Origin of the sequence: Hyphomonas johnsonii MHS-2 (assembly GCF_000685275.1) — a bacterium.
In the GTDB taxonomy this organism is placed as follows: Bacteria; Pseudomonadota; Alphaproteobacteria; order Caulobacterales; family Hyphomonadaceae; genus Hyphomonas; species Hyphomonas johnsonii.
The window spans coordinates 82,050-95,327 of sequence record NZ_ARYK01000007.1; the positions used below are offsets into that span (position 1 = coordinate 82,050).

Annotated in this window: 14 protein-coding genes, 1 tRNA gene and 1 pseudogene; 6 read left to right on the forward strand and 10 right to left on the reverse strand. The window is 64.3% G+C overall.

The window, feature by feature from the left end; all coding sequences use genetic code 11:
* Positions 1 to 39 precede the first annotated feature (39 nt).
* On the forward strand, positions 40 to 441 hold the full coding sequence (locus tag HJO_RS13935; RefSeq protein WP_035617956.1) for a PaaI family thioesterase: 402 nt from the start codon (positions 40 to 42) through the stop codon (positions 439 to 441).
* Here the strand turns inward: HJO_RS13935 and HJO_RS13940 are convergent.
* The 8 genes from HJO_RS13940 to HJO_RS13975 form a co-directional block, all read right to left on the reverse strand.
* The gene (locus HJO_RS13940) at positions 438 to 1,721 is read right to left on the reverse strand and encodes an acetyl-CoA hydrolase/transferase family protein (RefSeq protein ID WP_051618632.1); all 1,284 of its coding nucleotides are present in this window, start codon (positions 1,719 to 1,721) and stop codon (positions 438 to 440) included. The two genes, HJO_RS13935 and HJO_RS13940, sit on opposite strands and share 4 nt — an antisense overlap.
* Positions 1,718 to 2,503 carry an enoyl-CoA hydratase/isomerase family protein gene (locus HJO_RS13945; RefSeq protein WP_051618633.1) on the reverse strand — a complete coding sequence of 262 codons (786 nt, stop codon included), beginning with the start codon at positions 2,501 to 2,503 and terminating at the stop codon, positions 1,718 to 1,720. Before HJO_RS13945 ends, HJO_RS13940 begins: the two co-directional genes overlap by 4 nt.
* Before the next feature lie 79 nt (positions 2,504 to 2,582).
* Positions 2,583 to 3,047, reverse strand: a complete 465-nt coding sequence (locus tag HJO_RS13950) for a YaiI/YqxD family protein (RefSeq protein ID WP_035618105.1) — start codon at positions 3,045 to 3,047, stop codon at positions 2,583 to 2,585.
* A 32-nt stretch (positions 3,048 to 3,079) separates the two neighbouring features.
* Complete coding sequence (locus HJO_RS13955) at positions 3,080 to 4,150, reverse strand: SO2930 family diheme c-type cytochrome (protein WP_035617957.1); 1,071 nt, start codon at positions 4,148 to 4,150, stop codon at positions 3,080 to 3,082.
* The gene (locus HJO_RS13960; protein ID WP_035617959.1) at positions 4,147 to 5,400 is read right to left on the reverse strand and encodes a parallel beta-helix domain-containing protein; all 1,254 of its coding nucleotides are present in this window, start codon (positions 5,398 to 5,400) and stop codon (positions 4,147 to 4,149) included. Before HJO_RS13960 ends, HJO_RS13955 begins: the two co-directional genes overlap by 4 nt.
* An 86-nt stretch (positions 5,401 to 5,486) precedes the next feature.
* Positions 5,487 to 5,729, reverse strand: coding sequence for a DUF1150 family protein (locus HJO_RS13965; protein ID WP_051618634.1), 243 nt, complete (start codon positions 5,727 to 5,729; stop codon positions 5,487 to 5,489).
* Positions 5,730 to 6,008: 279 nt separating this feature from the next.
* A tRNA-Ala gene (locus HJO_RS13970) sits at positions 6,009 to 6,084 on the reverse strand.
* Between the two features lie 48 nt (positions 6,085 to 6,132).
* A complete protein-coding gene (locus tag HJO_RS13975) occupies positions 6,133 to 6,675 on the reverse strand; it encodes a TIGR02300 family protein (RefSeq protein WP_035617961.1) in 543 nt (180 codons plus the stop codon).
* A 113-nt stretch (positions 6,676 to 6,788) separates the two neighbouring features.
* Between HJO_RS13975 and aroA the strand changes: the two genes are divergently transcribed.
* The 5 genes and pseudogenes from aroA (at position 6,789) to mscL (ending at position 11,813) form a co-directional block, all read left to right on the forward strand.
* On the forward strand, positions 6,789 to 8,117 hold the full coding sequence (gene aroA / locus HJO_RS13980; RefSeq protein WP_035618110.1) for a 3-phosphoshikimate 1-carboxyvinyltransferase: 1,329 nt from the start codon (positions 6,789 to 6,791) through the stop codon (positions 8,115 to 8,117).
* Entirely contained in the window at positions 8,114 to 8,752 is a 639-nt protein-coding gene (gene cmk, locus HJO_RS13985) for a (d)CMP kinase (protein ID WP_035617963.1), read from the forward strand. Before aroA ends, cmk begins: the two co-directional genes overlap by 4 nt.
* 135 nt (positions 8,753 to 8,887) lie before the next feature.
* Positions 8,888 to 10,567: pseudogene (gene rpsA, locus HJO_RS13990) on the forward strand (30S ribosomal protein S1); the annotation flags it as partial.
* A 424-nt stretch (positions 10,568 to 10,991) separates the two neighbouring features.
* A complete protein-coding gene (locus HJO_RS13995; protein ID WP_035617967.1) occupies positions 10,992 to 11,291 on the forward strand; it encodes an integration host factor subunit beta in 300 nt (99 codons plus the stop codon).
* A 111-nt stretch (positions 11,292 to 11,402) separates the two neighbouring features.
* Positions 11,403 to 11,813 (forward strand): large conductance mechanosensitive channel protein MscL, encoded by a 411-nt coding sequence (gene mscL / locus HJO_RS14000; RefSeq protein ID WP_035617969.1) that lies wholly within the window; start codon positions 11,403 to 11,405, stop codon positions 11,811 to 11,813.
* Positions 11,814 to 11,923: 110 nt separating this feature from the next.
* On the opposite strand, the gene HJO_RS14005 is transcribed toward mscL, so the two are convergent.
* Together HJO_RS14005 and HJO_RS14010 are read right to left on the reverse strand one after the other, a co-directional pair.
* Positions 11,924 to 12,544, reverse strand: coding sequence for an HAD-IA family hydrolase (locus tag HJO_RS14005; protein WP_035617971.1), 621 nt, complete (start codon positions 12,542 to 12,544; stop codon positions 11,924 to 11,926).
* A gap of 4 nt (positions 12,545 to 12,548) precedes the next feature.
* On the reverse strand, positions 12,549 to 13,268 hold the full coding sequence (locus HJO_RS14010) for a DUF3299 domain-containing protein (RefSeq protein WP_035617973.1): 720 nt from the start codon (positions 13,266 to 13,268) through the stop codon (positions 12,549 to 12,551).
* Positions 13,269 to 13,278: the final 10 nt, after the last annotated feature.

The window sequence follows — 13,278 nt, forward strand, 5'->3', positions numbered from 1 at the left end:
CAGCAGGTAGCCTGAGACCTTGCCGAAGGAGTGCAAGCCATGACCAGGGATCCCATGCAGGCCATCATTGCCTCCATGCCGTTTGCCGGCATGATCGGCCTCAGAATGGTCGAGGCCACGAAGGACAAGGTGGTCGCCGAGGTTACCGTCGAGGCTGACAAGTGCACGGCGGGCGGCATCGCGCATGGCGGCTTCCTGATGACGCTGGCCGATTGCGCGGGCGCCGTTGCCGCCTTCCTGAACCTGCCGGACGGCGCCAAGGGCACGACCACGACTGAGAGCAAGACCAACCTCATTTCAGCGGCACCAACCGGCACGGTCCTGCGTGCCACGGCCCTGCCCATCAGTGTCGGCCGGCGCCTGCAGGTCTGGCAGACACGGGTGGAAACGGTTGACGGCAAGCTGGTCAGCCTGACCACGCAGACCCAGCTCAACCTCTAGAACCCGGCCCGCATCTCCGCCCAGGCATTGGCCAGGCTGTCCCGGTGAGCCGGGTCGGCAATCGAGATCAGCCTCTCCGCGCGGGAATCAAGGCTCGCACCGCGCAGGTTGACCGCGCCATGCTCTGTCACCACCCAGGCAATGTCAGAGCGCGGCACGCTGACAGCATCCGGGCCGAGCCGGGGCACGATCCGGCTCACCCGCCCCTTCGCCGCCGACGACGGCAGCGCCACGACCGGCATGCCGCCCTGCGACGCCGCTGCCCCGCGCAGGAAGTTCGCGAGACCTCCGATCCCCGATACCTGCCGCCCCTTCAGGAATTCCGCATTCGCCTGCCCGAACAGGTCGACCTCGAGCACCGAATTGATCGCCACGAAATCCGGAATGCCGGACAGCACGTCGATGCCGTGGGTGATGTCGACGCCGCGGAACCTGAAGCGGTGGTCGCGCGCGACCCGCTGGTAGAGTTCGTCGGTGCCCACGGCGACGCCGGTCAGGATCGCGCCCGGCGCATCGACGACGCGGCCCGCATCGATCAGGCCGAGGACCGGATCGGTCACAAGGCCGGAATGAATCCGCAGGTTCGCCGGCCCGCCCGCCTCGGACAGGGCCTTCAGCACGGCCTGCTGCACGTTGCCGATCCCGAACTGGAGGCAGGCGGCCTTGCCTGCGACCAGATCCGCAATCTGCTCGCCGATCTGCGCGAATACCGGCGGCAGCGCCGTTTCCGCGAGGCCGACCAGCGGCGTGTCGTCCGCGACCACGACAGCGAAGCGGGTCAACGCCACGCGCGGTGCATCGGCAGGTGCCGGCATGCGCGGGTTGATGATCGCCATGACCGGAATGTCCGGACGCGCCAGAACCGCACCCGAAAAATCCGCAGACAGGCCGAGACTGACCCGGCCATCGGCGTCCGGCGGCGACACCATGACGACGCCAAGGTCAATCGGCCCGGCCTGGATCTGCCGGAAACTGTCGCTGTAATGCATCGGGCGCAACTGGATCCTGCCAGCCTCGAACCCGGCACGCATGGCGCCATACATGAACGGCATTTCCGCCCGCGCACTTGCATGAAGGCTGGTCCAGTCGATCTGGTTGATGCCGGGCACCGGCACCCCCACGAATGTCAGGTCGCGGGCCAGGTCCGGTTCGGCGCCCATGACGTCGAACAGCCCGGCGGGCTCGCCGCTGCATCCGGCCAGGTAGAGCCGCGCAGGGCCCGGCTTCAAGGCGCGCAACGCGGCAAAGCCGGTCGCAAGACTGTCATGGCTCGTCATCATTTGAAGGTGAATCTCGCCGGGCGCTTTTCGAGGAAGGCGGTATAGCCTTCCTTGAAGTCCTCGCTGGCAAAACCGGCGAGGAACAGGGCCTGCGCCTCGGCGCTGGTCTCGTCCCATCCGGCCGTGACGCCCGCGACCATCTGCTTGATCGCGCGGGCAGACCATTGCGAATTGGCCGCGATGGCCTCTCCCAGTTCACGGGCGCCGGCCAGCGCGCTGCCCGCAGGAACCGTCCGGTTCAGCAGGCCGAGTGTCGCCGCCTCGGCCGCGTCAAATATCCGCCCCGTCAGCAGGACATCCTTGGCCCGGGCCGCGCCCATCGCGGCCACGAGGCGCCGCGTGTCGCCCACGGGATAGACGATGCCGAGCTTGGCCGGGGTGATGCCAAAGCGCGCCGTTTCGCCTGCCACGCGCAGGTCGGCCGCCATGGCGAGGCTCGTGCCACCGCCGACACAGGCGCCTTCGATGGCGGCGATGACCGGCTTCGGGCAGGTCTCGACCGCGCCAAGTGCGGCCTCGATCGTCTCGCCTGCTGCGGCGGCGCTTTCCGGTGTCGAATAGATGGTCGGAAATTCGGAAATATCGGCCCCGGCGGCGAACGCGCCCGCGTCCCCACCATGGATGAGCACGATCTTGACGGTCTCGGCCGCCACGGCGCGTTCGATCAGTTCAGGGATCGCCGCCCACATGTCGACTGACAGGGCATTGCGCTTGTCGGGCTTGTTGAGAATGATCTCGCCAAACGGCTCACGGATCTCGAAACGGATGGATGGCTGGCTCAAGTGCTCTCCGGGTCTGGGGCGCCGGGCCGGCGCACATGCGCGTCCGTCTTCGCAAGAAGGCCGACGCAGCGCAAGGCGCTCAGCGGCCCCGCTTCAGCGCGACCAGTGCCTCGTCCAGCGCCGACAGGAAGCGCGACCGGTCGGCCTTGGTGAAGGGTGCCGGACCGCCGCCGCGCGGCGCTCCTGTTTCGCTGATGCCGACGCGCAGGTCGGCCAGGATGGCCCGCGTCGCCACTGCCGCACCGATGGAATCATCGGTGAACGGCTTGCCCGTCGACCCGATCACCCGTGCGCCCGCCTTCAGGCAGCGGTCGGCCAGCAGGATATCCGCCGTGATCACCACCGCGTCGGCATCCGCCTGTTCGGCGATCCAGTCATCGGCTGCATCGAAGCTGTCGCTGACGATCTGGCGCGAGATCAGCCTGTGTTCGGGAATGCGGATATAGGAATTGGCGACGATGGTGACCGGCACGCCGTGGCGGATCGCAACGCGATAGACCTCGTCCTTCACCGGGCAGGCATCTGCATCCACGAGAATCTGTATCGTCATGACGCGGCTTTACAGCGTCTGCCGGCTCACGGCAATTCTGCCGCGTCCATGCTGGCGATCCATTCGCGCACCAGCGCCACGCCGTCCTCGTCGACGACGGTGCGGCCGAGTTCCGGCATGGCCACGCCCGGCTCGGTCGACGCCATCCGGTAGACCATGATCGACTGGTCCGGCGCGCCGGGCGCGATGACGTAAAGGCTGTCGCCCGCCCCGCGTCCGGCTGCCGTCGGGTGCTTGCCGACACCGATATGCACCGGCGACGTTTCACCTGAATCGAGCCACAGGCCGGAATTCGACGCCGACCCGGTCGCCTTGTGGCAATGACCGCAATTGATGTCGAGATAGGCCCTGGCCCGGTCTGCGACCGGCAGGCGGACGTCATGGATGGCCGGGGCGACGGGCGGATGACCGGGCAAGCCGTCCAGCATGCCGCGCGCGCGCCAGTCCACCAGCTGGTTCACACCGGCCGGGCCGTCATGGTTCAGGTTGCGTGCCTTGGGCCCGATCGGCAGCACCGCCTCGCCGTCCTGGTGGCAGGTCTTGCACTGGTTCTTGTTGGGGATGGCATAGTCGATCACAAGCGACGCGCCGGCCGCGGTGGTGACAGAGACCTTCCGTGTCCCACCGGTCGGCGCATAGGTCGCCACGGTGCCCGCCGCGTTCCAGGCGTAGGGAAAGGCCGCCCAGCCGTCTTCCTTCCGGATAAGGACACGCGTCTCCACCTTGTACTGGCCCACCTCGGGCGTGCGCAGGTCTGGCGCGAACGCAAACGTCTTGATCAGGGCCGTACCGACGGGAAAGTCCATCGCGGCCGTATCGGAATAGGCAGCCGTCCGGCCTTGAGGCACGAAAACGAACCGGTGCTTGAGGGCATGGTCTGAAAACAGCGGATTGATCAGGTCATAGGCAACCACGCCGTCCGCCGGCTTTTCGGCTGCGGCATCCTTGAAGAATCCGTAGTCTGCAAGGGTCGGCGCGGGCGTCTCCGCAAGCACGACCGACAGGTCGGGGCCTGGGCTGCGCGCCGCTTCGCCGCCCCTGGCTCCGCAGGCCGCGAGCAGGACGAGCGCTGCCGCAAGACACGCAAACTGCTTCATTCGGCTCCGGCATCCTGTGGCAGCTTGACCGCGCCAGGCTCGGCCACTGCCAGGCCGCGCGGCCGATCCGTGCTGGGCGCAAGCGTCGCCGGATCCAGCGGGTAGGCGCCGACACCGAGATTGAGGAAGCCGACAGCCGGGTCTTCGTCGACAACGATGTTCACCCGTGCCGCTTCGGCGCCCGGCCATTTCGTGACGCCATCGGTGACGATCGCGGGCAACGTTCCGCCTAACGCCTGCGCGACCGCCGTCAGGTCTCCCTGCGGGTCTTCGCCGCCACCGGTCCAGCGATTGTTGCGCACCACGATATCGCGCGGCAACGGGTTGTAGCGCGCGTCCGTGAAGGGCTCGCCATAGGCCGTCAGCAGCACATGCGCCGTGCGATTGTCGGCGAAATCATTGTCGAACACATGCACGTTCCTGTTGGCGAGGACGATGACACCCGTACCCGACGGCACACCAGCCACGATATTGCCCACCGGCGCGAAGTTCCGCGTGTTGTTGTGGACGATCTGGTTGTTGAAGATGCGTGTCGAATGCCCGCCGACCATTGGCAGGTCCGGCAGGTCGAACACCAGGATGCCGCCGGCATTGTCGCGCGCCACGTTGCCATAGACGTCGGCATTGGTGGAATTCTCGATCTCGATCCCGGCGACATTGTATTCGGCAATCGAGTTGCGCACGATGATATTGTGCGACTGGCCGACATAGATGCCGGCGTCGGATGCGCCGCGAACGGTCACGTTCTCGATCAGCACGTCTTCCGATTCGACCGGGTAGACGCCATAGGCGCCGTTCTCCTCGTCCGGTTCGCCCGGCCAGTCGACCGTCAGGTCGCGATAGGTGATCCGGTCGGACCCTTTTGACTTGATCCCGTCACCCCTGGTGTCACGAATGGCGAACGCCATCAGTGTGACATCGTCAGCGGTCACCAGCAGGCCTTCGCCCGCACCGGTCTGGCCGGAAAAGTCGAGGATTGTCTTGTCCTGCCCGGCGCCGAGGACGGTGACGCCGTCAACATCCAGCGACAGGCCGGTATCCAGCATGAAAATGCCTTCCGGCAGGCGGATCGTGTCACCCGGCTTCGCCTCGATCAGCGCAAGCTGGAGGGTCGATCCGAAATCGCCTTCCGCCGACAGCACGCCCGGCAGCCCGGGCGTCGCGTCGCCGGGTATGGCGGCGTCCTTCGGCCCACAGGCGGCGAGCGCAAGCGCTGCGCATCCCACTGCCAATCTGACTTGGAACTTCATGCCTGCGTCCTCCCCGGATCAATGTTGACGTGAGTGTCAACTTCAATCCGGGGAAAAGCAAGAGGGCGGCGTTTGCCGCCCGTGCGTCAGTGCACGCTCAGCGGTTTGAGATCATTGGCCAGGGCCGCGGCAACGGCCGCGTCCCGCCCCTCGACAACGGCGAGGCGAACCCCGTCGGCCGACAGGACCACGAACAGTTCGTCGGGGTCATTGATCTGGCCTACTGCGTTGGGTGGCAGCAGGCTTTGCAATTCGTCTGCATCCAGGTGGCGGATGTAGACAAAGGCTTCGCTTTCAAACGGGTTCGTTTTCAGTTCAGTCGTCATCATTCCATTCCTTTCCGTCACAAGACAGATACACCGAACGCCGGAACCGGTTGCTTGCCTCAGGGGGCGGACCCTTCGTTCACGTTTAAAATGGGGGAGCAATGTGGCCGCTTCAAGCGCCGGGATGCGGCGGAAGTGAGACAATGTTCACATAATAGTGACGCTAAACCAGCCACATCGGCGGTTAACAGGCGGCTGTGGCATGGGCCGGAAACTGCCCTGACCCTGCCTCAGGCGGGGTCCAGCGGTCCCGATTCGGACCCTGCTGAAATCAGGGAAGAATGGTGGAGCCAGACGGAATCGAACCGACGACCTCTTGCATGCCATGCAAGCGCTCTCCCAACTGAGCTATGGCCCCTGATCAGGGAAGGCGAGAAGTAGACGCGCAGACCGCGCCTTTCAAGCCCTAATCTTCATCATCGTCGAGCACGAGCGGATCGTCGTCGTCGTCATCGTCATCATCGAGATCGAACGCGTCATCATCGTCCGGAAGAACGACATCGTCTTCGTCGTCATCGTCGTCATCAACGCCTTCTTCGGTAAAGCCGGCGGGAACCTTGGTTCCTGTCGCTTCTTCCTCGTCATCGTCGACAGCGCCTTCCAGGATGACTTCGGCTGCGTCGCCGCCCAGTTCCTTGGCGTCTTCCTCGTCGTCGATTTCGTCTTCGTCATCGTCGTCGATGTCGTCGTCATCGTCGCCCTTGCCTTTGCCCTTGCCTTTGGCAGCGACCTCGTCGTCTTCATCGTCGTCATCATCGTCATCGTCGGACTTGACGGCGGCACGGGCAGCCTTGGCTTTCACCTTGGTGATCGTGGTCTTGATGACTTCGTCTTCGGGGTCGAACTCGTTGCCGCACTTGGGGCAGACAGCCGGGCGTTTGTGGAGGTCGTAGAAGCGGGCTTCGCAGTCTGGGCAGACTTGCTTGGTTCCGAGTTTGTCTTTCGACACGGGGCGGCTCCCTCCGGGTTTCAATGATTTTGGTCTGGGCGGGCGCTTGCCATGAACGCCGCGCGCTGTCAAAGCCCGAATTCACGCTGAAAACACCCAAACGGAATTTGCTCATGGTCTGGACCAGCCACCCCGTCAGTCGCCTGAAAGGCGTTATCCGTGCGCCCGGCGACAAGTCGTGCAGCCACCGGGCCCTGATCCTGGGCGGAATCGCGGCCGGAACGAGCCACTTCACGGGACTGCTGGAAGGCGACGATGTACTGCGCACCGGCACGGCCATGCAGGCGCTGGGCGCCACTGTCACCCGCATCGGGCCCGGCCAGTGGGAGGTTACCGGCACCGGCCCGCGCGGGCTGTCCTCGCCCGCCGCCCCGCTCGATTTCGGCAATTCCGGCACCGGCTCGCGCCTGATGATGGGCCTGATGGCCGGCTACGACCTGACGGTCGACCTCGTCGGCGACGAAAGCCTCAGCGCCCGGCCAATGAATCGCATCCTGGCCCCGCTGCGCCTGATGGGCCTTGCCGACACGGCCGAGCCCCACGGCCGCCTGCCCTTCCGTCTCACCGGCACGAACGCCCTGAAGGCCATCACCTACGCCCCGCCGCAGGCCTCCGCGCAGGTCAAGTCGGCCGTCATGCTCGCCGGCCTCAATGCGCACGGCACGACAATTGTCGAGGAAGCCAGGCCGACCCGTGACCATACCGAACGCATGTTGCGCGGGTTTGGCGCCGAGGTCGCCGTCAAGCGGGGCGACGGCCAGGCGCGCACGATCTCGCTTCCCGGCCGCCAGCCGCTCAGCGCCATCGAGGCCGCCATTCCGGGCGATCCGTCGTCCGCCGCCTTCCTGATCGCCGCCGGCCTGATCTCGCCGGATGGCAATGTCCTGGTCGAAGGCGTGATGTCCAACCCGACCCGGTCCGGCTTCTTCGACCTTGCCGAACTGATGGGCGCACGCCTTGGCGCCGAAGACACCGGCGATGCGGCTGGCGAGCGCCTGATCGACATCCAGTCCGGCTCTGCCGCCCTGATCGGCCGCAACGTGCCCGAACGCCTCGTCGCCTCGATGATCGACGAATTCCCGATCCTCGCCGTGATCGCCGCCTTTGCCACCGGCGAGACCCGCGTCACCGGCGCTGAGGAATTGCGCGTCAAGGAAACCGACCGGGTGAAGGCCGTGGTCGACATGCTGCGCGCCAATGGCGTCGAGGCCGAAGAGCGTGAGGACGGTTTCACCGTACAGGGTTGCGGCGGCCCTCCCCCCGGCGGCGGCCTCGTCGAGACCCGCCACGACCACCGCATCGCCATGAGCGCCCTGGTCCTCGGCACCGCTGCGCAACAGCCCGTCAGCGTCGACGACATCTCGATGATCGCCACCAGCTACCCGGACTTCCTTTCCCACATGGCGTCCCTGGGAGCTGACATATCCGAGAGGCCGGCATGATCATCGCCATCGACGGAACCACGGCCTCGGGAAAAGGCACCATCGCAACGCGCCTCGCCGCGAAATATGCGCTGCCGCACATGGACACCGGCTGCCTGTACCGGGCCACCGCCGTCGCCGCCCTGAACCAGGGCGTCGCGCTGGACGACTCCGCAGGCCTGGCGGCCATCGCCACTTCGCTCGATCTCTCCAAATTCCGGGATTCAGAGCTTCGCACGGGCGAGGCGGGCAAGGCGGCGAGCAAGGTTGCGGCCATTCCGGACGTGCGCCGGGCGCTTTTCAACCTGCAACGGGCGTTTGCCACCCAGCCCGGCGGGGCCCTGCTCGACGGCCGGGATATCGGCACTGTCATCGCACCGGACGCCGACGTGAAGCTCTGGATCGACGCCAATGTCGAACAGCGCGGCTTCCGGCGCTGGAAGGAACTGGTTGCGACTGAGCCTGGCCTGACACTCGAAGATGTCATCCGGCATCTGCGTATTCGTGACGAACGCGACCAGTTGCGCAAGGATGCCCCGGCAACGATTGCGGCAGATGCTGTCTTGATCGATACGACTGATCTGACTATAGACGCCGCAGTGGAGAAGGCGATCGCAGCCGTTGAGGCCGTTCTCGCCCGTGGAAAGACCGTCTGAGGGGCCTCACAAGGGCTCAAATCCAAACAGATGGTGCCGCTCTGAAGATGACAGACCACTTTAACGGGTCGTTCCGACGCGGGCTGCAATGGTGCACGCCCGCCTTGAACCGTTCGCCCCGTCCCCGGAGAGACAATGACTGAAAAAATGAACCCAACAACCGACGATTTCGCCGCGATGTTCGAATCGTCCGCTGCGGCGGGCGCGATGAAGGAAGGCCAGGTTATCCCGGCCACCGTGATCGGCATCGAGAACGAAAACGTCCTGGTCGATATCGGCCTGAAGACCGAAGGCCGTATTCCGACCAAGGAATTTGCCCTCGAAGACGAGCAGCCCAAGGCCGGCGACATCATTGATGTCTATCTCGACCGGATCGAGAACGCCCTCGGCGACGCTGTCCTTTCGCGCGACAAGGCCCGCCGCGAAGAGCGCTGGATCAAGCTCGAGCGCAGCTTTGCCAAGGAAGAGCCTGTCAAAGGCGCCATTTCCGGACGCGTCAAAGGCGGCTTCACGGTCGACCTCGGCGGTGTCAACGCGTTCCTGCCGGGTTCGCAAGTGGATATCCGCCCGGTCCGCGACGTCGGTCCGCTCATGGGTGAAATCCAGCCGTTCGCCATCCTCAAGCTCGACCGTACACGCGGCAACATCGTTGTCTCGCGTCGTGCGATCCTCGAAGAGAGCCGCGCCGAACAGCGCGCCGAGATCGTCTCGGACATGAAGGAAGGCGACGTCCGCACAGGTATCGTCAAGAACATCACCGATTACGGTGCGTTCGTGGACCTCGGCGGCATCGATGGCCTGCTGCACGTCACCGACATGAGCTGGAAGCGCATCAACCACCCGTCGCAGGTTGTTGAAGTCGGCCAGGAAGTCGAAGTGCAGATCGTCAAGATCAACCCTGAAACCCAGCGTATCTCGCTCGGCATGAAGCAGCTCGGTTCCGACCCGTGGGACGGCATCGACTCGCGTTACCCGGTCGGCGCACGGCTCAAGGGCCAGGTCACGAACATCACCGACTATGGTGCGTTCGTTGAACTGGAAGACGGCGTTGAAGGCCTGATCCACGTCTCCGAAATGAGCTGGACCAAGAAGAACGTCCACCCTGGCAAGATCCTCTCGACGACCCAGGAAGTCGACGTGGAAGTGCTGGATGTCGACAGCGACAAGCGCCGCATCTCGCTCGGCCTGAAGCAGACCATGGACAATCCGTGGAATGCCTTCATCGCCGAACACCCGGTCGGTTCTGAAATCGAGGGTGAAGTCCGCGGCATCACCGAGTTCGGCCTGTTCGTGGGCCTCGGCCCCGATCTTGACGGCATGGTGCACATCAATGACATCGCTTGGGACAAGTCCGGCGAGCAGGCCATTGAAGGCTTCACCAAGGGCGACATGGTCAAGGCCCGCGTCCTCGACGTCGATATCGACAAGGAACGCATCTCGCTCGGCATCAAGCAGCTCAGCGGCGACCCGATTGCGGCCCCTGCCGATGGCAGCACCGGCCTCAAGCGTGGCTCGATCGTCACCTGCACCGTCACCGAGATCACCTCGGGCGGCGTCGAAGTCGAGTTCGGCTCCCCGGCGATGAAATCCTTCATCCGCCGCTCCGACCTCAGCCGCGACCGGGCAGACCAACGTCCCGAACGCTTTGCGGTCGGCGACAAGGTCGACGCCAAGATCCTCACAGTCGACCGTGGCTCGCGCCGCGTGACGCTGTCGATCAAGGCACTCGAGATTGCCGAAGAAGCAGATGCCGTCGCACAGTACGGTTCGGCTGATGCCGGTGCTTCGCTGGGCGATATCCTCGGCGCTGCGCTCGCCTCCTCGTCGGTCGGCAAGCCCGACGCGAAGGCCGAGACCAAGCCGGAGCCGAAAGCCAAGGCAGCAGCACCTGCTGCTGGTGACGCCAAGGCGATGGACGAACGCGGCCGCCTGGCTGCCCCTCAGGGGGATGCCGACGATCTGAAGCAGATCAAGGGCGTCGGTCCGGCGTTCGAGAAGAAGCTCCACGAAGCGGGCATCTTCCACTTCTGGCAGATCGCTGCTCTCAGCGAGGCCCAGGTCAGCGAGCTTGAAGAAGAGCTCAGCTTCCAGGGCCGCATGGAACGCGACGGCTGGAAGGCCCAGGCCGAGGAGTTCATGAACCAGGCCTGAGAGCCCGGGAATCGAGCTTCCTAAATTCGACGAAATGTTTGCGGCGGGGGCCTAGGCTCCCGCCGCAAATGCGTTTAATAACAAACACATGCTTAAGTCTGAACTCATCGCAAAGCTCGCCTCGGAATACAGCCATCTCCGGCAGGAAGACCTTGAGCGCGTCGTCAATGTCATCCTTGACGAGATCGGCGGCGCCCTGGCCCGCGGCGATCGCGTGGAACTGCGCGGCTTCGGGGCCTTTTCCGTGCGCCAGCGCAATGCCCGCAAGGGGCGCAATCCACGCACGGGAGAACCGGTCAAGGTGCCGGCGAAGTCTGTCCCCTTCTTCAAGGCCGGCAAGGAATTGCGCGCGCGCGTCAATGGCGGCGAAGATCCCGAAGCCCGTTAGGGCGTATTCCGAAGGACTCCCCTTGCTGTTGAACCTGCTTGACCCTCAAATCGAATAGTAGGAATCATTTTTACTGGCGTGTGGGATAACAAACATTAGGAGGGGTATTCAATGCTCAAGGAATTCAAAGAATTTGCCATGAAGGGCAATCTTGTCGACATGGCCGTCGGCTTTGTCATGGGCGGCGCATTCGCGACCGTCGTCACGGCTTTCATCCAGGGCGTGTTTCTGCCGATCCTGGCACCGATCATGGGCGGCATCGACCTGGCCGCGCTGACCTACACAATTTCCCCTGCCGTCGTGGATGCCGCCGGCGAAGTGACGACACCGGCTGCGATCGTCGACATTGGCGCATTCCTCAGCGCGCTGATCTCGTTCATCATCGTCGCGTTCGTGATGTTCATGATCATCAAGGGCATGAATTCGATGAAAAAGAAGGAAGAGGCTGCGCCGGCCGAGCCGCCGCGCCAGGAAGTCCTGCTTGAGGAAATCCGCAACCTGCTTGCAAAAGGCGCCAAATAGGCCGCCTCTGCGAGGTTCGTAAAGCGTTAGGACTTTTTCCTTAAGCCTTGCGAGCAGTAGAGTGAAATGTAGATTAGGAGAGGGGCAGCCTTGTTGGCTGCCCCTCTTTTTTACAGGTTCAGGGCATCCGCCAACGCCTGGTGCGCGCCTTCCGTGAAGTGGAAGGCCTGCCAGCCGAGGTCGCGAGCCGCCTCCACATTTTCAACCATGTCATCGACCAGAAGGAATTCCGCGCCCGGGAGTCCCAGTTCCTGCTCGATGTGACGGAAATAGCCCGGATCGGGTTTGGCCACGCCCATTCGCCCCGCCGCGAATATCCGTTCCATGTGGTCGGCAAAGCCCATCACCGACTCGATGAACGCCGTGCGATGAATCTCGTTGTTCGTGGCCATGACATTCGCCACGCCGCGCTGGCGCATCGTCTCAACCATCAGCAACACATCCGGATCATGCAGGGCGTCGCGGGTGAACCAATAGTCCAGGATTTCGTGTTCGCGGCCAGCTGCGCCGTTGGATTGCGCCCACTCCCGCACGAGTTCGACCAGACAGGCTTGCCCCACCATCGCCTGACGGAACCGGCCCTGAAACAGGAAACGGCTGAAAGACTCCAGGGACAGGCCAAGGTCGGCTTCGAAATTCCGCGACCATGCGAAGACGCCGTCCCTGATGTTCCGGTTGAGCACGCCGTCAAAGTCCCAGGCGACAACCCTGATGGCGTCCGGCCGGATCATCCGGTCAATACTCGTACTTTTCGATCGACGTCATCTCGATTGTATAGGCCGCATCGGCGAGATCGGATTCCTGCGTCTTCGCGTGGATCGTACCTTCGATCCAGACGGCCTGGGCGAGGTCCTTCAATTTGATCGGGTTCACCGTCTCGACAAAGATGGTCTGGTTCGGCGGCGGTGGCGGCGCGTGGATACAGGCCCCGAAATAGGGCACCAGCAGGAACTGCGTGATCTCGGCCTTCGATGCATATTCGAACGGCACGGTATAACCCGGGATGCGGATCTTCTGCCCGTCCAGGGCGGCGACCGTGTTGAACGTGCCGATCTGGATGGCGGTGTCCATGGCCGACCCCTCGGCGATCGCCGAGCCCGAATACAGCGATTCCATCTGCGACTGGTACATCTGCGCGAGGCGCTCTTCCTCGCCTTCCGGCATCAGGTCTTCCCACCCGATACTGCGAATGCCGCGCGCCTCGAGGTCTGCTGCAATCCGGGCTTCTTCCATCGCCTTGGCCACAACCGAGGCCTGGCGCTCTGCCTTCCTGGCAGCCGCCTTCGCGGCCTTCTCGGCCTCGCTCTCGCCAATCTTGTCGCCCACCTTCGGTCCCGCATCAGTCACCGCGGCAGCCGCGGCAGGAGCTGCCGACGATTCCGGCGCCGCCGACTGGTCACAGGCGGCAAGGAGCGCCAGCAGCGCGGCGGCAGTGAGGATCAGGATCGGTTTCATGGTGACCTTT